Source organism: Rubritepida flocculans DSM 14296 (assembly GCF_000425365.1).
In the GTDB taxonomy this organism is placed as follows: Bacteria; Pseudomonadota; Alphaproteobacteria; order Acetobacterales; family Acetobacteraceae; genus Roseococcus; species Roseococcus flocculans.
The window spans coordinates 22,889-40,911 of record NZ_AUDH01000027.1 but is presented as its reverse complement, the minus strand read 5'-3'; the positions used below and the strand labels follow the sequence as shown (position 1 = coordinate 40,911).

The 18,023-nt window shown below is 72.3% G+C and carries 17 protein-coding genes; 12 read left to right on the top strand and 5 right to left on the bottom strand.

Annotation, left to right across the window (positions count from 1 at the left end):
• Positions 1 to 394 precede the first annotated feature (394 nt).
• Positions 395 to 1,369 carry an N-carbamoyl-D-amino-acid hydrolase gene (locus tag H596_RS0115930; RefSeq protein ID WP_027285730.1) on the bottom strand — a complete coding sequence of 325 codons (975 nt, stop codon included), beginning with the start codon at positions 1,367 to 1,369 and terminating at the stop codon, positions 395 to 397.
• Positions 1,370 to 1,419: 50 nt separating this feature from the next.
• Positions 1,420 to 2,055 carry a TetR/AcrR family transcriptional regulator gene (locus H596_RS21995; protein WP_211225302.1) on the bottom strand — a complete coding sequence of 212 codons (636 nt, stop codon included), beginning with the start codon at positions 2,053 to 2,055 and terminating at the stop codon, positions 1,420 to 1,422.
• 94 nt (positions 2,056 to 2,149) lie between these two features.
• On the opposite strand from H596_RS21995, the gene H596_RS0115920 reads away from it, so the two are divergent.
• From H596_RS0115920 to H596_RS0115890, 7 genes are all read left to right on the top strand, one after another.
• Complete coding sequence (locus H596_RS0115920; RefSeq protein WP_027285729.1) at positions 2,150 to 3,025, top strand: FAD binding domain-containing protein; 876 nt, start codon at positions 2,150 to 2,152, stop codon at positions 3,023 to 3,025.
• Positions 3,022 to 3,501 (top strand): (2Fe-2S)-binding protein, encoded by a 480-nt coding sequence (locus H596_RS0115915; protein WP_027285728.1) that lies wholly within the window; start codon positions 3,022 to 3,024, stop codon positions 3,499 to 3,501. Before H596_RS0115920 ends, H596_RS0115915 begins: the two co-directional genes overlap by 4 nt.
• Positions 3,498 to 5,891, top strand: coding sequence for a xanthine dehydrogenase family protein molybdopterin-binding subunit (locus H596_RS0115910; RefSeq protein ID WP_037301768.1), 2,394 nt, complete (start codon positions 3,498 to 3,500; stop codon positions 5,889 to 5,891). The genes H596_RS0115915 and H596_RS0115910 overlap by 4 nt, the downstream gene beginning before the upstream one ends.
• 38 nt (positions 5,892 to 5,929) lie before the next feature.
• Positions 5,930 to 7,000 carry a C4-dicarboxylate TRAP transporter substrate-binding protein gene (locus tag H596_RS0115905; protein ID WP_027285726.1) on the top strand — a complete coding sequence of 357 codons (1,071 nt, stop codon included), beginning with the start codon at positions 5,930 to 5,932 and terminating at the stop codon, positions 6,998 to 7,000.
• A gap of 21 nt (positions 7,001 to 7,021) precedes the next feature.
• Complete coding sequence (locus H596_RS0115900; protein WP_027285725.1) at positions 7,022 to 7,582, top strand: TRAP transporter small permease subunit; 561 nt, start codon at positions 7,022 to 7,024, stop codon at positions 7,580 to 7,582.
• 4 nt (positions 7,583 to 7,586) lie between these two features.
• Complete coding sequence (locus H596_RS0115895) at positions 7,587 to 8,903, top strand: TRAP transporter large permease (RefSeq protein ID WP_027285724.1); 1,317 nt, start codon at positions 7,587 to 7,589, stop codon at positions 8,901 to 8,903.
• A 108-nt stretch (positions 8,904 to 9,011) separates the two neighbouring features.
• Positions 9,012 to 10,691, top strand: a complete 1,680-nt coding sequence (locus H596_RS0115890) for an acyl-CoA dehydrogenase family protein (RefSeq protein ID WP_051213237.1) — start codon at positions 9,012 to 9,014, stop codon at positions 10,689 to 10,691.
• A gap of 26 nt (positions 10,692 to 10,717) precedes the next feature.
• Here H596_RS0115890 and H596_RS0115885 read toward each other — a convergent pair whose 3' ends face one another.
• From H596_RS0115885 to purM, 3 genes are read right to left on the bottom strand one after another with little or no spacing between them, the layout of a single operon-like run.
• A complete protein-coding gene (locus H596_RS0115885) occupies positions 10,718 to 10,876 on the bottom strand; it encodes a hypothetical protein (RefSeq protein ID WP_027285722.1) in 159 nt (52 codons plus the stop codon).
• 12 nt (positions 10,877 to 10,888) lie between these two features.
• Positions 10,889 to 11,566: a phosphoribosylglycinamide formyltransferase gene (gene purN, locus H596_RS21990; protein ID WP_211225301.1), complete on the bottom strand. Its 678-nt coding sequence runs from the start codon at positions 11,564 to 11,566 to the stop codon at positions 10,889 to 10,891.
• Positions 11,563 to 12,627 carry a phosphoribosylformylglycinamidine cyclo-ligase gene (purM, locus tag H596_RS0115875; RefSeq protein ID WP_027285721.1) on the bottom strand — a complete coding sequence of 355 codons (1,065 nt, stop codon included), beginning with the start codon at positions 12,625 to 12,627 and terminating at the stop codon, positions 11,563 to 11,565. Before purM ends, purN begins: the two co-directional genes overlap by 4 nt.
• Before the next feature lie 89 nt (positions 12,628 to 12,716).
• Here purM and H596_RS0115870 point away from each other — a divergent pair, with 89 nt between their 5' ends.
• The 5 genes from H596_RS0115870 (at position 12,717) to H596_RS0115850 (ending at position 18,023) form a co-directional block, all read left to right on the top strand.
• The gene (locus tag H596_RS0115870; RefSeq protein WP_027285720.1) at positions 12,717 to 13,334 is read left to right on the top strand and encodes a hypothetical protein; all 618 of its coding nucleotides are present in this window, start codon (positions 12,717 to 12,719) and stop codon (positions 13,332 to 13,334) included.
• Positions 13,321 to 13,914 (top strand): CDP-alcohol phosphatidyltransferase family protein, encoded by a 594-nt coding sequence (locus H596_RS0115865; RefSeq protein WP_245584035.1) that lies wholly within the window; start codon positions 13,321 to 13,323, stop codon positions 13,912 to 13,914. The genes H596_RS0115870 and H596_RS0115865 overlap by 14 nt, the downstream gene beginning before the upstream one ends.
• On the top strand, positions 13,914 to 15,035 hold the full coding sequence (locus tag H596_RS0115860; protein ID WP_156910151.1) for an AI-2E family transporter: 1,122 nt from the start codon (positions 13,914 to 13,916) through the stop codon (positions 15,033 to 15,035). The genes H596_RS0115865 and H596_RS0115860 overlap by 1 nt, the downstream gene beginning before the upstream one ends.
• A 99-nt stretch (positions 15,036 to 15,134) precedes the next feature.
• Positions 15,135 to 15,845 carry an HdaA/DnaA family protein gene (locus tag H596_RS21985; protein ID WP_051213233.1) on the top strand — a complete coding sequence of 237 codons (711 nt, stop codon included), beginning with the start codon at positions 15,135 to 15,137 and terminating at the stop codon, positions 15,843 to 15,845.
• A 9-nt stretch (positions 15,846 to 15,854) separates the two neighbouring features.
• Entirely contained in the window at positions 15,855 to 18,023 is a 2,169-nt protein-coding gene (locus H596_RS0115850) for an RNA degradosome polyphosphate kinase (RefSeq protein ID WP_027285717.1), read from the top strand.

The window sequence follows — 18,023 nt, the reverse complement described above, 5'->3', positions numbered from 1 at the left end:
CGTCACGCTGTCCTTGTGAACATCAAGCCCCGCACAGCGGGGATGCAGCACTTCCATCGCTCTCTCCTCCTCTGCCAAGACCGGTGGAGAAGGCCCAAGAAGGGAAGTCTAGACAGCGCGCTCCCAGGCGTCGCCGCCCTTGGCGCAAGCGAGGGTGCTCGGGGCCTTCCGGGTCCAACTGATACGCGGGCTCTGGCGCACCATGACCATGCCGACCTCGCCACCAGCCAAACCATAGTGCCACAGTTTCATCCACGGCGGGTCGGGACCGCCGGTGGGTAACTGATACGCGCGGCATTTCATGCCATTCGTATCGCGCAGGCCGGGTCGGCGGGCGGCTGCGCGCCAAAACAAAGGCATACCAGCGGCCGCACCGCCGCTTCAGAAGTCGAAATCAGCGGCCGCTGGTATGAGAGGGATGCCACTCGGGCGGCGGCTCGCTGCCCACCTGGGCGGTGATGCGGCCATAGGCCTCGGGCCGGCGGTGCGCGGCGAAATTGAAGATGGTGGTGCGCCCGAGCCGGCACATGTCGAGGTCGCAGTCGGCGGTGACGAGCTCGTCGCCCCAGGAGGTGGCCTGCGCCATGATCTCCCCCTGCGGATTGACGATGATGGAATGGCCGAACAGCTCGTGCCCGTCCTCCGTGCCGGCCTTCGCGGTGGCGACGCCGAAGCAGGCGTTCTGGTAGCAGCCGGCGCGGATGGAGAGGTGGCTGTGCTCCACACGCAGGTGGTGCGCCTCGAAGCCCTTGTTGTCCATGTTCAGGCTCGGCGTGTTGTAGCCGAGCATCACCACCTCCACCTGCTGCAGCCCCATCACGCGCCAGGCCTCCGGCCAGCGGCGGTCGTTGCAGATCATCAGGCCGATGTTCGCGCGCTCGCGCCCGAGCGGCGCGCGCACCACGGGAAAGCCGAGGTCGCCCACCTCGAAATAGCGCTTCTCCAGATGCTGCACGTGGCGCACCGGGTCGAAGTCGCGGTGCCCGGGCAGGTGCACCTTGCGGTACTTCAGGACGATCTCGCCCGAGGGATGCACGTAGATCGCGGTGTTGAAGCGCCGCCCCTCGGGCGTCTTCTCCGCATAGCCGAGATGGAAGCCGATGCCGTAGCGCCGCGCCGCCTCGAAGAGCGGGGCGGTGGCGTTGGAGGGCATGGCCGTCTCGAACCAGTGATCGGCCGCGGCGATGTCCTCCTCGTACCAGCGCGGGAAGAAGGTGGTCAGCGCGAGTTCGGGGAACACCACCACCTCGGCGCCGCGGCGGTGCGCGCGTTCCATCAGGCGCAGCATGCGCTCCACCGCCACCTCGCGCCCCTCGGATTTCTGGATGGGGCCGAGCTGCGCGGCGGCGAGGGTGACGAGGCGGGGCATCGCAGTCTCCGTGGCGGGGAGGGGCGCGCCATGCTGCGCCGCGGCAGGCGCTATCGCAACTCCCGCCGCCGCGCGCGCCGGGCCTCGGCGCGCAGCCCGTCGAGGAAGCGGCGCACCCCGGCGGCGACCGCGGGGCCGGGATCCTCCGGCGTGGGCAGGTCGTAGATGAAGCGGCGGATGCCGATGTAGACGAGGCTGCCGTGCAGGGCCCACATCGCCTCCAGCTCCGGCGCGCCGAAGCGGCCATCGGCGGCGATCTCCTCGGCGAGCGGGCGCAGCAGCCGCGCCTCCACCGTGCCGAGGTAGCGGCGGTTCAGCCCCTCGCCCGCCAGGCCCGCCCACATGAAGATGCGCATCCACTCGTAGGTGAAGATGGCGGCCGTGTAGCGGCGGTAGAAGGCCTCCAGCCGTTTCTCCACCGGCACGGCGCGGTCGCGGATCTCGCGCATCCAGCGCGGATCGAGCCGGCCGAGATAGATGCGCTCATAGACCGCCTCGGCCAGCGCCTGCTTGCTCTCGAAATACTGGTAGAGCAGCGCCTGGGTCACGCCCGCGCGCTGCGCGAGCTCGCGCGTCGTCGCGCCGAAGCCGCGCTCGGCGATGCAGGCCACCGCCGCCTCCAGGATCTGCTCGCGCCGCGCCCCGGCATCCAGCCGGCGACCGCGCGGCGCCGCGCCGCCGTCCAAGACCATCGCCTCCCGACTTGACAGCACTCTGCCCTTCGTTGATCAAACGATCAACAAGCGCCCCCAACGGCGCCGGAAGCGGAGAGAGACGTCCATGAAGTGGCCCGCCATCGGCTACATCCGCGCGCGCTCGCTCGATGATCTGTGGGAAGCGCAGCGCACCCATGGCGCGGCGGCGCAGGTGCTCGCGGGCGGGCAGACGCTGCTCGCCACCCTCGCCTTCCGCCTCTCCGAACCCGGGGTGCTGGTGGACATCACCCGCATCCCCGAGCTGCGCGGCGTCTCGCTCGCGGGCGGGGCGCTGCGCATCGGCGCGCTGACGCGCCATGCGGAGCTCGCGCGCGATCCGCTGGTGGCGCGGCACGCGCCGCTCTTCGCCGCCGCCGCGCCGCACATCGCGCACCCGGCCATCCGCAATCGCGGCACCATCGGCGGCAGCCTCGCCTACGCCGACCCGGCCGCCGAGCTGCCCGCCTGCGCGGTGGCGCTGGACGCCACGCTGCACCTGCTCTCCGCGCGCGGCGAGCGGCGCGTGAAGGCGGAGGGCTTCTTCACCGGGCTTCTCTCCACCCTGCTCGAACCCGGCGAGATCATCGCCGCGGTGGAGGTCGCGCCCGCCAGCCCCGCGCAGCGCACCGCCATCCTGGAGGTGGCGCGGCGTTCGGGCGACTATGCGATGGCCGGCATCGCCGCGGCGCTGGAGCTCGATGCGACGGGCCGCGTTGCCGCGCCGCGCCTCGCCTTCTTCGGCGTGGGCGACCGCCCGGTGCTCGCCAACCGGGCCAATGTGGCGCTGGCCGGCCGGGTGCTGGACGCCCAGGCCATCGCCGCGGCCGCCGAGGCGCTGGGCGATGACCTCGACCCGCCGGCCGACCTGCATGGCCCGCCCGAGATGAAGCGCCACCTGGCCCGCGTTCTGCTGCGCCGCGCGCTGACGCAGTTCCTCCCCGCGAAGGAGATGGCGGCATGATCCCCATCACGCTGACGGTGAACGGCGAGCGCGTGACGCGCCATGTCGAGCCGCGCCGGCACCTGATCGACTTCCTCAGGCTCGATCTCGGCCTCACCGGCAGCCATGCGGGCTGCGAGCACGGCGTGTGCGGCGCCTGCACGGTGCGCGTGGACGGCGAGATCGTGCGCGGCTGCCTCGTGCTCGCCGCCTCGCTGGACGGGGCGGAGGTGACGACCATCGAGGGCCTCTCCGACAGCGGCGAGGTCGCGGACCTGCAGGCCGAGTTCGTCGCGCGCAACGCCGCGCAATGCGGCTTCTGCACGCCCGGCATGGTGATGACGGCCGCCGACATCCTGCGCCATCACCCGCAGGCGAGCCGCGCCGAAATCCGCGAGCATCTCTCGGGCAACTACTGCCGCTGCACCGGCTACCAGGCCATCGTGGACGCGGTGGAGGCGACGCTCGCGCAGCGCAGGCAGGAGGCCGGCCGATGAACGAGATCACCCCCGCCTCCATCGGCCTCTCGCGCGAGGATCTGCCGAACTCCTACATCGGCCGCTCCGTGCCGCGGCCCAATGTGCCGAAGCTCGTCCAGGGCCGCGCGACCTATACGGACGACGTGGTTCTGCCGCGCATGCTGCACGCGGCCTTCCTGCGCAGCCCGCACGCCCATGCGCGCATCCTCTCGATCGAGACGGCGGCGGCGCTCGCCACCCCTGGCGTGGTGCGCGTCTTCACCGGGCGGGACATCGCCGAGGTCTGCGACCCCTGGGTGGCGGTGCTCGACCACCTGAAGGGCATGAAATCCGCCCCCCAGCACCCGCTGCCTCTGGAGCGCGCGACCTGGCAGGGCGAGCCGGTGGTGGCCGTCGTCGCGGAAAGCCGCGCGGCGGCCGAGGACGGCGTGGCCGCGCTGCGCGTGGAGTGGGAACCCCTGCCCGCGCAGACGGACATGGAAACCGCCCTCGCCCCCGGCGCGGTGGTGATCCATCCCGAGCTCGGCGACAACCTCGTCTTCACCCGCACCGCGACGGCCGGCGACGTGGAGGCCGCCTTCGCCGCCGCGCACAAGGTGGTGGAAGCGACCTTCGTCACCGCCCGCCACACCGGCGTGACGCTGGAGCCGCGCTCCATCATCGCCGACTACAACCGCGCCGACGGCACCCTCACCGTCCATCAGTCCACCCAGGCGCCGCACATGATGCAGGGCGTTTTCGCCAAGCATCTGCGCCTGCGCGAGAGCGATGTGCGCGTGATCTGCAAGGATGTGGGCGGCAGCTTCGGCATCAAGGTCCATGTCTATCCGGACGAGGTGGCGGTGGCCGCCATGGCGCGGATCATGGGCCGGCCGGTGAAGTTCGTGGCCGACCGCTTCGAGTCCTTCACCAGCGACATCCACGCCCGCGACCACCGCATCAAGGCGCGCATCGCGGTGGACGCGCAGGGGAAGATTCTCGGCTTCGACGTGGACGACCTGACGGGCATCGGGCCTTATTCGGTCTATCCGCGCACCTCGGCCATCGAGGGCAACCAGGTGGTGAACCTCTGCGGCGGGCCCTACGACTTCGTGAACTACCGCTGCACCACCACCGTCGTTCTGCAGAACAAGGCGCCCACCTGCCAGTATCGCGCCGTGGGCCACCCCATCGCCACCGCCGTCACCGAGGGGCTGGTGGACATGGCGGCCGAGGCGCTGGGCATGGACCCCATCGCCTTCCGGCGGATCAACCTCATCAGGGACGACGCCTATCCGCGCACCTCGCCCTCGGGCATGCGCTTCGAGGGGCTGTCGCACCACGCCTCGCTCGACAAGCTGCTCGAGATGGTGCCGGTGGAGAAGATCCGCGCCGACCAGGCCGCGCAGCGCGCCAGGGGCGTGTATCGCGGCCTCGGCTTCGCGAGCTTCATCGAGCTCACCAACCCCTCGCCCTTCATGTACGGCATCGGCGGGGCGCGCATCTCCGCGCAGGATGGCGCGACGGTGCGCATGGACCCCGACGGCAGCATCACCATCGCCTCGGGCGTGACGGAGCAGGGCCAGGGCACGGAGGCCATCCTCGCGCAGATCGCCGCCCATGGCGTGGGCGTGCCGGTGGAGCGCGTGAAGGTCATCACCGGCGACACGCAGAACACCCCCTATGGCGGCGGCACCTGGGCCTGCCGCGGGGCGGGCATCGGCGGCGAGGCGGCGCTGCAATCCGCCCTCGCCCTGCGCGCGCAAATCCTGGAGGTGGCGGGTGCGATGCTCCAGGCGAAGCCCGAGACGCTGGACGTGGTGATGGGCGAGGTGGTGGACCGCGCGAGCGGCACGCCGCGCCTCTCCCTCGCGGAGCTCGGCCGCATCGTCTATTTCCGCGGCGACACGCTGCCCAGGGATCTCCCGCGCGAGCTGGTGCAGACGCGCCACTTCATCACCAAGGAATACCCCTTCGCCTTCACCAACGGCATCCAGGCCTGCTGGGCCGAGGTGGATGTGGAGACGGGCATGGTGAAGGTGCTGGAACACTGGTGCGTCGAGGATTGCGGCCGCGTGATCAACCCGCTGCTGGTGGACGAGCAGGTGCGCGGCGGCATCGTGCAGGGCCTGGGCGGGGCGCTCTACGAGCATTGCGTCTATGACGCCGAGGGCAACCTGCTCACCACCACGCTGGCGGACTACCTCGTGCCCATGTCGGCCGAGATGCCGGACATCCATGTGGGCCATGTCGAGACGCCGACGCGCGAGAGCCTGCTCGGCGCCAAGGGCGCGGGCGAGGCCGGCACCGCCGGCGCCCCGGCCGCACTGATGAACGCCATCAACGACGCGCTGCGCCCCTTGGGCGCGCGCGTGACGGAGCAGCCCTTCACGCCGGCGCGCATCCTCAAGGCGCTGGGCAGGATCTGAACGGACGCCTAGAGTCTGGACACAGGGAGGACGGAACCATGCACACCCATCGTCGCAGCCTTCTGGCCGGCGCGGCCGCGCTGCCGCTGTTCAGCTACCACGCCCGCGCGCAGTCCGCGCTCAACGTCACCATCGCCTCCTCGCACCCGGTGGCGAATTTCTGGGTGGCGATGATGAAGAACGTGTTCCAGCCGGAGGTGGACAAGTTCCTCCGCGACAACGGCAACACGCACCGCATCAACTGGCGCGAGGCCTATGGCGGCACGCTCTACCGCTTCCAGGACACGATGGAGGCGGTGCGCGACAACATCACCGACATCGGCTATGTCGGCACGCTCTGGGAAGGCAGCACCATGCCGCTCCAGAACGTCACCTACTTCACGCCCTTCGCCACCGGCGACCATGGCGTGATCGCCAACGCCTTCGACCGGATGAACGAGACCATCCCGGCGCTGCGGCAGAACTGGAACGGGCTCAACATGGTCCCGCTCTCCTCCTACATCACCGACACCTACCACATCTGGTCGAACTTCCCCGTCCGCACGCTGGACGATCTGCGCAACCGGAAGATTTCCGCCCCCGGCACCAGCGCCAACTGGCTGCAGGGCACCGGCGCCACGCCGGTGGATGGCGCGCTGACCACCTACTACACCGACATCCAGACCGGCGTGAGCGAGGGCGCGCTCTCCTTCTTCGTCGGCATCCTGCCCACCCGCGTGCACGAGGTGGCGCGCTTCATCTGCAAATGCGACGTGGGCGCGATGTATGTGGGCGGAATCGCGGCCAATCTCCAGCGCTTCCAGCGCTGGCCGGAGGTGGTGCGCCGCGCCTGCGTGCATGCCGGCAAGGCCGCGACCGCGGCGCACATCGCCGACGTCTCGGCCCGCGTCTCGACGGCCGAGGCCGAGATGGCGCGCCAGGGCGCCGTCATCACCACCATGGCGGCCTCCGAGCGCGAGCGCTGGATCCGCGGCCTGCCCAACCTCGCGCGCACCTGGGCCGACAGCTCCGGCCCCGCGGCGCGGGACGTTCTGAACGCCTATTTCTCCGCGATCCGCGCTGCCGGCCTCACCCCCGGCCGCGACTGGGACCGCGAGCTGACCTCGTAACGCCGCGCATGGGGCGCCGCCATGGCCGATGACGTGAACATGGCGGCGCTCGACGCCGCACCCGCCGCGCCCCAGGGGTTCGACCCGGTGCGCCTGCTGCTCGACGCGCTGGCCGCGATCGGCACCATCTGGACCTTCGGGCTGATGCTGCTGATCTGCGCCGACGTGATCGGGCGCTCCTTCCTCAACGCGCCCATCACCGGCGTCGCCGAGATCGCCGCCCATTCCGTCGTGGGCATCGTGTTCCTGCAGATCGGCGCGACCATCTACCAGCACCGCATGACGCGGGCCGATTTCCTGATCGAGCGGCTGCGCCGCGCCCTGCCGCGGCTTGGTCTCTCGCTGGAGGCGGTGTTCCTGGTCATCGGCGCGGTGGTCATGGCCTTCGTCGCTCAGGCGGCCTGGCCCGGCATGTGGAACGCCATCGACCGGCGCGAGTTCTTCGGCGTGCAGGGCCTGTTCACCGTGCCCACCTGGCCCTTCCGCGCGCTGATCGTGCTGGGCGGGGCGGCGGGGGCGCTGGCCTATGCCACACTGCTGCTGCGCGCTCTGTGGCAGATGTTCCGTCCGGCGCGGGGCTGAGACGATGGAGGACGTGACGCTCGGCTTCGCGCTGATCGGGGCGATGGTGGCCCTGATCCTGGTGGGCCTGCCCATCGGCATCACGCTGATCGGCACCGGCGCCATCGGCGTCTGGCTGATCCGGGACAACCCGGACCTCGCCTTCCGCTTCGCGGCGATGGCGACCTATTCGGGCATCCAGGACTATCTCTTCGCCACCATTCCGCTCTTCGTGCTGATGGGGCTGCTGGTCAGCGTCTCCGACGTGGGGCGCGACACCTTCGAGGTGGCGCAGGCCTTGCTGAGACGCGTGCGCGGCGGGCTGGGCATGGCCACCGTCGGCGCGAATGCGGTGTTCGCCGCCGTCACCGGCGTCTCCATCGCCTCGGCCGCGGTGTTCACGAAGGTCGCGGTGCCGGAGATGGTGCGCCACGGCTACACCATGCGCTTCGCCGCCGGCACGGTGGCGGGAAGCAGCATCCTCGGCATGCTCATCCCGCCCTCGCTGCTGATGATCGTCTATGGCGTGCTGGCCGAGGTCTCGATCGGCGCCATGTTCGTCGCGGGCATCATCCCGGGCCTCATCATCGCGCTCGGCTTCGCGCTGATGATCTGGGTGCGCGCGGCCTTCTTCCCCGCGCAGATCATGACCGCGGCGCGCGCGCCCGCGGCCGAGGAGCGCGCCATGCCCGCCGGCGAGATGGCGGCGAAATCCGTGCCCATCCTCTGCCTCGTCGCGCTCATCCTGGGCGGGCTCTATTCGGGCTTCTTCACGCCCACCGAGGCGGGGGCGGTGGGCGCGGCCGGGGCGCTCGTCATCGCCCTGCTGCGCCGCCGCCTCGATGGGCCGAAGTTCTGGCGCGTGCTGCGCGAGACGGGCCTCGTCTCCGCCGCCATCCTGTTCCTGCTGATCGCCGCGGGGCTTTACTCGCGGATGCTCGCCATGGCGGGCGTGCCGCAGGCGATCGGCGAGATGGTGGAGCATCTCGGCCTCGGGCCCTACGGCTTCCTCGCAGCCTTCATCGCGATCGTGCTGCTGCTGGGGATGATCCTCGACAGCACCTCCATCCTGCTCATCATGGTGCCGATCGGCGCGCCCATCGCCCAGGCCATGGGCTTCGACCTGATCCATTTCGGCATCCTCGTCATCATCGCGGTGGAGATGGGGCTGCTGACGCCGCCCTTCGGCATCTCGGTCTTCACGGTGAAGACGACGCTGAACGATCCGCGCGTGGGCATCGAGACGGTGTTCGCCGGCGCCCTGCCCTATTTCGCGGTGATGGGCGCGGCACTCATCGCCATCGCCGCCATCCCGCCGCTCGCCACCGCGCTGGTGCGCTGAGCGGGGGCGCGCTTCGCCGATTTCCCGGCCCACCCGCCCGCGCTAGCTTTTCCAGCGGGGCGCGACGCCACGCCGGCGCCCCCACACAGTCTTCGCGGAGGCCGCCCCATGCACATCCGTCCCCTTTCCGCGCCGACCGGCCCCGAGGCGGTGCCCGACGCCGCGGGCGCCAATCTCTGGCGCGCCGACCCGGCCTTCGCGCGGCTGCTGCCCCTCTACCTGCCGGAGGATCTGCGCGCGGTGCTGGAACCGCAGCTCGACCGGCTGGGCGCGCTCGCGGGCGGGGCGCTCGATGCGCTCGCGATGACCGCAGACCGCAACGGGCCCGAGCTGATCCACCGCACCCGCCGGGGCGAGGACGCGCAATCCATCGCCTACCACCCCGCCTATCGCGAGATGGAGCGCCTCGCCTTCTCCGAGTTCGGCCTCGCCGCCATGAGCCACCGCCCCGGCGTCTTCGGCTGGCCCGCGCCGCTGCCGCCGGCCGCGAAATACGCGCTGACCTTCCTCTTCGCCCAGGCGGAGTTCGGCCTGCTCTGCCCCGTCTCGATGACGGACAGCCTGGCGCGCACCCTGCGCCGCTACGGGCCGAAGGCGCTGGTGGAGCGCTACCTGCCGCTGCTGACCAGCCAGGACCTCGACGCGCTGCACCAGGGTGCGATGTTCATGACCGAACAGGGCGCGGGCAGCGACATCGCGGCCACCGCCGTCGCCGCCCGCCCCAACCCGGACGGCACATGGGCGCTCTCCGGCGACAAGTGGTTCTGCTCGAACGCGGATGCGGAGCTCGCCCTCGTGCTCGCGCGCATCGAGGGCGCGGCGGCGGGGCTGAAGGGGGTGGGGCTGTTCCTGCTGGCGCGCACCCTGCCGGACGGAACGCCCAACCGCTACCGCATCGTGCGGCTGAAGGAGAAGCTCGGCACGCGCAGCATGGCGAGCGGCGAGGTGCGGCTCGAAGGCGCGACGGCCTGGCTGATCGGCGACCCCGAGGCCGGCTTCAAGCAGATGGCGGACATGGTGAACAACTCGCGCCTGTCCAACGGCGTGCGCGCGGCGGGGATGATGCGCCGCTGCGTGCACGAGGCGCTGCACGTGGCGCGGCACCGCATCGCCTTCGGCCGGCGGCTGATCGAGATGCCGCTGATGCGCCGCCAGCTCGCCAAGATGCTGATGCGGGCGGAGCAGGCGCGCAGCATGGTCTTCACCACCGCCGAGGCGCTGCGCCGCGCCGATGCGGGCGAGGAGGCGGCCCGGCCGCTGCTGCGCATCCTCACCCCGCTGCTCAAATACCGCGCCTGCCGCGACGCGCGCGCCGTGGCGGGCGATGCGATGGAGGTGCGCGGCGGCTGCGGCTACATCGAGGAGTGGCCGGAGCCGAAGCTGCTGCGCGACAGCCATCTCGGCAGCATCTGGGAGGGCACGAGCAACATCGTGGCGCTCGATGTGCTGCGCGCCGCCCGGCGCGAAGGCGGGCTCGCGGCGCTGGACTCGCTGGTGCAGGAGCGTCTGGCCGAGGCCCCGCTCGAGCACGCCGCCCCCTGCTTCGCGCGCGCCGCCGCGCTGCTGGAGCGCGCCCAGGGCGATGAGGCGCTGGCGCGCAGCGCGGCCGCCGCGCTCTATCACGTCGCGAGCGCGGTGGTGATGAACTGGGAGGCGGCGCGCACCGCCGACGCGCACCGCGCCGCGCTGGCCGCCATGGTGCTGCGCCACCGCGTCCTCCCGCGCGACCCGCTGGCCGCCGAGGACGCGGAGGCCGCGCTGCTGCCCGGGCTGCTGGAGGCGGCCTGATGCGGCCTCGCCGACCCTCGGCCGGCTCAGCCCCAGATCAGGTAGATCAGGATCAGGATGGCCGCGGTGAGGCCGATGCCCCAGGGCACCGCCTTCATGAAGGCGTCGTACATGGCCTGGCGCTCGGCCATGATGTCCTCGGCCTTCACCTCGACCAGCTCGATCTCCATCTTCTGCTCGGCCACCGCTCGGCTCCCTCAATCCCTCGGCGGTTGTGTAGAAAGCGCGGCCGGGCCGGGCAAGGGGTTGGCCAGCACGCCCGACGCGCCCTCGGCCTCCACCCGCGCGCGCCCGCCCTCCAGCCGCACCCGCCCGGCCGCGAGCCAAGCCAGCGCGGCCGGGTAGAGGCGGTGCTCCTCGGCCAGCACCCGCGCGGCGAGGGCCGCCTCGTCGTCCTCCGCCAGCACGGGCACGGCGGCCTGGGCGAGAATCGGCCCCTCGTCCACGCCGGGGCTCACCAGGTGCACGGTGCAGCCATGCAGCCGCACCCCGGCCTCCAGCGCGCGGCGGTGGGTGTCGAGCCCCTTGAAGGCCGGCAGCAGCGAGGGGTGGATGTTCAGCATCCGCCCTTCCCAGGCGCGGACGAAGCCCTCCGTCAGCACCCGCATGAAGCCGGCCAGCGCGACGAGGCCGATGCGCCGCGCCTCCAGCACCGCCTGCAGCTCCGCCTCGAAGGCCTCGCGCGGGCGGCCGCGGCTCTCCACCACCGCCACCGGCACGCCCGCCGCCGCGGCGAGGGCGAGTCCGCCCGCATCGGCGCGGTTGGAGAGCACGAGGGCGATCTCGGCCGGATAGTCCGGCGCCCGCGCCGCCGCGATCAGCGCGGCCATGTTGGAACCGCGGCCCGAGATCAGGATGGCGACGCGCGCCTTCACAGCGGCAGCGATCCCTCCAGCACGACGCGCGCCTCGCCCGCGCCGGGGGCGAGGCGGCCCACCGGATGCGCCTCCTCGCCCGCCGCGCGCAGCGCCGTCAGCGCGACCTCGGCATCCGCCTCGGCCACCACCAGCACCATGCCGAGGCCGCAGTTGAACACGCGCAGCATCTCGGCCTCCGCCACGCCGCCGGCCTGCGCGAGCCAGGAGAAGACATCGGGCACCGGCCAGCTTCCGGCGCGGAGTTCCGCCACCACCCCCTCGGGCAGCACGCGCGGCAGGTTGCCGGGCAGCCCGCCGCCGGTGATGTGCGCGGCCGCCTTGAGCAGCCCCGAGCGGTGCAGGGCGAGCACGCTCTTCACATAGATCCGCGTGGGCGCGAGCAGCGCGCGGCCGAGCGGCTGCTGCGGCGCGAAGGGCGCGGGGGCGTCGAGGCCGAGGCCGGCCGCCTCCACGATGCGGCGCACCAGCGAGAAGCCGTTGGAATGCACCCCCGTGCTGGCGAGGCCGATCAGCACATCGCCCGGCGCCACGGCGCGCGGCAGCAGCGCGCCCCGCTCGGCCGCGCCGACGGCGAAGCCCGCGAGGTCATAGTCGCCCGCCTGGTACATGCCGGGCATCTCGGCCGTCTCGCCGCCCACCAGGGCGCAGCCGGCCAGGCGGCAGCCCTCGGCGATCCCGGCCACCACCTCGGCCGCCTGCGCCACCTCGAGCTTCCCGGTGGCGAAGTAGTCGAGGAAGAAGAGCGGCTCCGCGCCCTGCACCACCAGGTCGTTCACGCACATGGCGACGAGGTCGATGCCCACCTCGGCGTGGTGGCCGGCCTCGATGGCCAGGCGCAGCTTGGTGCCCACCCCGTCGGTGGAGCTGACCAGCACGGGGTCCGTGAAGCCGGCGGCCTTGAGGTCGAACAGCGCGCCGAAGCCGCCGATGCCGCCCATCACCCCCGGCCGGGCGGTGGCGCGGGCCAGCGGCTTGATGCGCTCGACCAGCGCATCGCCGGCCGCGATGTCCACGCCGGCGGCGGCGTAGGTCAGGCCTGTCTCTCGCGAACTGTTCAGGGCCGCCTCCGATGGGCTAAGTCTGGGGGAGAACCCCGGGGGAAAGGACAGGAACGGTGACGGCGAGGCGAAGCGCGTGGCGCTGGCTCATGGCCCTGCTCCTGTTCCCGGTGTTTTGCCCCCCGGCGGCGGCGCAGGACAACCCCCTCCTCCAGCGCGGCGTGCCGGCGGAGGCGAGCGCGGCCGACGCGGTGGCGGCGCGGGAGGCGGCCATCGCCAGCGCCCGGCGCATCGCCTTCCAGCGCATGATGGCGCAGCTCGGCGGCCCCGCGCCCAATCTGAGCGATTCGCAGATCGAGGCGCTGGTGGGCGCGATGATCGTGGAGGAGGAACGCACCACCGCCACGCGCTACATCGGCCGCCTCACCTTCCAGTTCCAGCCGGGCGCGGTGGGGGCGGCGCTGGGCCGGCCCCTGCCCCTGGCCGGCGCGGGGGGCGGCGGGCTCAACATCCCCATGGCCGCCACGGGCGCCGTCATCGCCACGGTGCGCACCGGCTCCCTCTCCGCCTGGACCGAGGCGCGGCGGCGCATGCTGCAATCGGGCGCGGTGGTGCGGGTGGAGGTGCTGGAGATCAGCATGGACGCGGCGCAGGTGCGGCTCGGACTCAGCCGCGCGCCGGAGGAGGCGGCCGCCGCGCTCTCGGCCGCGGGCCTCGTGGTGCAGCCCGAGGGCGCGGGCTGGCAGGTGGGCCTTGCCGGAGGCTGAGCCGCGGCCGCCCGCCACGGGCGCCACGCACAATCTGCTGACGCTGCCCAACATGATCACGCTGGCGCGGCTCTGCGCCGTGCCGGCCACCATCTGGCTGATCGTGCAGAGGCGGCTCGACCTCGCCTTCCTGCTCTTCGTCGCGGCCGGGATTTCGGACGCGCTGGACGGCTGGCTCGCGCGCGTGCGCCGCGCGCGCTCGCAGATCGGCGCGCTGCTCGACCCGGTGGCGGACAAGGCGCTGCTCGTCTCCGTCTATGTCGCGCTGGCGCTGGTGGGCGTGCTGCCCGACTGGCTCGCCATCCTCGTCGTGTTCCGCGACGCGGTGATCGTGGGCGGGCTGCTGCTGCTGTGGATGATCGGGGACAGGCCGGAGATCGCGCCGCTCCTCGTCTCCAAGCTCAACACGGCGCTGCAGATCGCGCTCGCCGCCGTGGCGCTGCTGGCGGCGGGCTTCGACCTGCCGCTGGGGGGGCTGAAGGCGGCGCTGATCTGGGCCACGGCGGGGAGCACCCTGGCCTCAGGCCTCGCCTATGTCGCGCAGACGGCGCGGCGGCTGCGCGCCGGGGCGGCGCCGTGATGGACCACGCCCCCCCGCCGGGGCGCGGCCGGGCGCCGCGGGTGGGCGCCACGCCGCGCCAGCGCGCCCTGCTGCTGGGGGGCGCGGTGGGCGGGCTGCTGCTGGCGCTGTGGATGTTCTCGGCCATCCTCACGCCCTTCGTGCTGGCCGCCTGCATCGCCTATTTCCTGGATCCCATCGCCACCTTCCTCGCGCGCTGGGGGCTGCCGCGCTGGGCCTCGGCCCTGCTGCTGGTCACGCTGCTGCTGCTGTTCGGGCTGCTGGCGCTGCTGCTGCTCTATCCGCTCATCGTCGCGCAGATCGGCGTGCTGCTGGCGCGGCTGCCGGGCTACATCGCCACCATCAACGCCGCGCTGCGCGAGTTCCTGATGAACCTCGAGGAGGCCGCCGGGCCCGAGGTGGTGGACGCGCGGCTGCGCGAGCTCATCATCAGCCAGGCGGGCGCCATGATCGGCTGGCTGGGCACCGCCGCCACGCGGCTGATCGGCGGCGGCTTCGCCCTGTTCAACGTCTTCACCCTCGCGGTGGTGACGCCGGTGGTGAGCTTCTACCTGCTGCGCGACTGGCCGGGCATCATGGCGCGCATCGAATCCTGGCTGCCGCGCCGCTCCGCGCCGACGGTCATCCAGCTTGCGCGCGACATGGACCGGGTGCTCTCGGCCTGGCTGCGCGGGCAGCTTCTCTGCTGCCTGGCGCTCGGGCTGTTCTATGCGCTCAGCCTCTCGGCGGCGGGGCTCGAGCTGGGGCTGATGGTGGGGCTGATCTCGGGCTTCCTCTCCTTCATCCCCTATGTCGGCTCGCTGACGGGCTTCGCGCTGGCGGTGCTGCTCGCCATCGGGCAATGGGGCGACTGGAACGGGGTGATCCTGGTGGTGGGCATCTTCGTGCTGGGCCAGGTGCTGGAGGGCTATGTGATCTATCCCCGCCTGCTGGGCGACCGGGTGGAGCTGCACGCGGTGTGGGTCATCTTCGCCCTCTTCGCCGGCGGCGTGGCCTTCGGCTTCCTGGGCGTGCTGCTGGCGGTGCCCATCGCCGCCGCGGTGGGCGTGGTGGCGCGCCACTGGCTGGCGCGCTACCTGGAAAGCCCGCTCTACCTCGACCCGCCCCGGCGGGAGGGGTGAGGGGCGTGCGGCGCTTCCCGCCCAGGCCGCGCGCGGGCGAGCCGGCATGAGCCAGCTCGCCCTGCCGCCCATCTCCGCGCAGCTCGCGCGCGAGCCGGCATGAGCCAGCTCGCCCTGCCGCTGCCGCTCTCCCCCCCCTCCTTCGCCGCGGCGGATTTCGTGCCGGACGCGAGCAACGAGGAGGCGCTGCGCTGGCTCGCCGCCCCCGATCGCTGGCCCATGGGGCGGCTCGTGCTCGCCGGCCCCCCGGGCACGGGCAAGACGCATCTGCTGCACATCGCCGCCGCCGCCCAGGGCTGGGAGCTGCGCCAGGGCCCGGCGCTGCGCGGCCTTCCCCCCCTGCCCGCCCGCGGCCTCGCCCTCGACGACGCCGACGCGCCGGCCGAGGAGGCGGCGCTGCTGCACCTGCTCAACGCCTGCGCCGAGGCCGGGCTGCCCGTGCTCATGGCCGCCGCCGCCGCCCCCTCGCGCTGGCGCATCGCCCTGCCCGATCTGCGCTCGCGCCTCGCCGCCACCGCGGTGGCGATGACGGGCGAGCCCTCGGACGCGCTGCTGGAGGCGCTCTTCGCCAAGCACCTCGCCGACCGCCAGCTCGCGCTCGAGCCCGGCCTTGCGGCCTTCCTGCGCGCGCGGCTGCCGCGCAGCGCCGCCGCCATGGCCGAGGCGGTGGCGCGGCTCGACCACGCCGCGCTGGCCTCCGGCCGGCGGCTGACGCGCCGCGCCGCGCTCGCCGCCCTCGCCCCGCTGCTGGGTGACGCTTCGGAGACATCGCCCGAACCCGCCCTGCCGGCCGGCCCCGCGCTGCTGTAGGCTCGCGCCATGTCCGCCGCCGAACAGAGCCTCGAGCTTCCCGCCCCCGACGCCCCGGGCCGCTTCTTCAACCGCGAGCTCTCCTGGCTCGACTTCAACACGCGCGTGCTGGAGGAGGCGGCGAACCCGCAGCACCCGCTGCTCGAGCGGCTGCGCTTCCTCGCCATCTCCGGCTCCAACCTCGACGAGTTCTATTCCGTGCGCGTCGCCGGCCTGGTGGGCCAGGAGCGCGAGGGGGTGACGACGCCCTCGCCCGACGGGCTCTCCCCCACCCAGCAGCTCGCCGCCATCCACCAGCGCGCGCTCGCGCTCATCGAGGCGCAGCAGCAGGCCTGGCGTACGCTGCGCCAGCTCCTGCGCCCCGCCGGCCTCTCGCTGCTCGATGCGGACGAGCTGAGCGAGGCCGACATCGCCTGGCTCGAGACCTATTTCCACGAGCGCGTCTTCCCCGTGCTCACCCCGCTGGCGGTGGACCCCGCGCACCCCTTCCCCTTCATCGCCAACCTCGCGCTCTGCATGGTGCTCAAGCTGGTGCGCGAGGAGGATGGCGGCACCATGCGCGCGCTGATCCCGCTTCCGCCGCAGGTGGACCGCTTCATCCGCCTGCCCGCGGGCCCGGGCGAGGGCATCCGCTTCGCCCTGCTCGAGGATGTGGTGGGCCTCAACCTCCACCACCTCTTTCCCGGCTTCATCGTGGCCGAGCGCGGCCTGTTCCGCCTGATCCGCGACACCGACGTGGAGTTCGAGGAGGAGGCCGAGGATCTGGTGCGCAGCTACGAGACGGCGCTGAAGCGCCGCCGCCGCGGCCGCGCCATCCGCCTCTCGGTGGACGCGCGCATGCCCGCCGACATGGTGGATTTCGTCGCCGAGGAACTCGACGCCGACCGCGCGGCGGTCTTCACCGTGGACGGGCTGCTCGGCATGGCCGACCTCAAGGCGCTGATCGTCGAGGACCGGCCGGACCTCCTCTTCACCCCCTACACGCCCCGCTTCCCCGAGCGCATCCTCGACTATGGCGGGGACTGCTTCGCCGCCATCCGCGCCAAGGACATCGTGGTGCACCACCCCTACGAGAGCTTCGACGTGGTGGTGCAGTTCCTCCGCCAGGCGGCGCGCGACCCGAACGTGGTCTCCATCAAGCAGACGCTCTACCGCACCAGCCGCGACAGCCCCATCGCGCGCGCGCTGATCGAGGCGGCCGAGGTGGGCAAATCCGTCACCGCCATGGTGGAGCTCAAGGCGCGCTTCGACGAGGAGCGCAACATCTCCATCGCGCGCGAGCTGGAGGCGGCCGGCGTGCAGGTCGTCTTCGGCTTCGTCGAGCTCAAGACGCATGCGAAGGTGAGCCTCGTGGTGCGGCGCGAGGCGGGGGGGCTGCGCTCCTACGCGCATTTCGGCACGGGCAACTACCACCCCATCACCGCGCGCATCTACACCGACCTCAGCTTCTTCACGGCCGATCCGGCGCTGACGCGCGACGCGGCGAAGCTGTTCAACTACATGACCGGCTACGCCCGGCCCGAGGCGATGGAGAAGCTCGCCTTCGCGCCGCTGACCATCCGCCCCACCCTGATGGGGCTGATCGAGCAGGAGATCGCCTTCGCGAAGGAGGGCCGGCCCGCGGGCATCTGGCTCAAGATGAACTCGCTGGTGGACAAGGATCTGATAGACGCGCTCTACCGCGCGAGCCGGGCGGGCGTCATCGTGGAGTGCGTGGTGCGCGGCATCTGCTGCCTGCGCCCCGGCGTGCCCGGCCTGTCGGAGAACATCCGCGTGAAGTCCATCGTGGGCCGCTTCCTCGAGCACTCGCGCATCTACGTCTTCGGAAACGGCCACAAGCTGCCCTCGCGCCGGGCGCGCGTGTACATCTCCTCGGCCGACTGGATGGCGCGCAACATGGACTGGCGCGTGGAGACCATGGTGCCCGTGGAGAACCCGACCGTGCACGCCCAGGTGCTCGACCAGATCATGGTCGTGAACCTCAAGGACGCCGCGCAGTCCTGGGATCTGGAGCCCGACGGCTCCTGGCGCCGCCGCCCGCCCGATCCGCGCCAGTTCTCGGCGCACGAGTATTTCATGACGAACCCCTCTCTCTCGGGCCGCGGCAGCGCGCTCACCCGCCCGCCGCGCCCCGCCGCGCCGCGCCGCGGCCGCGCCGAGAAGCTGCACCAGGACTGA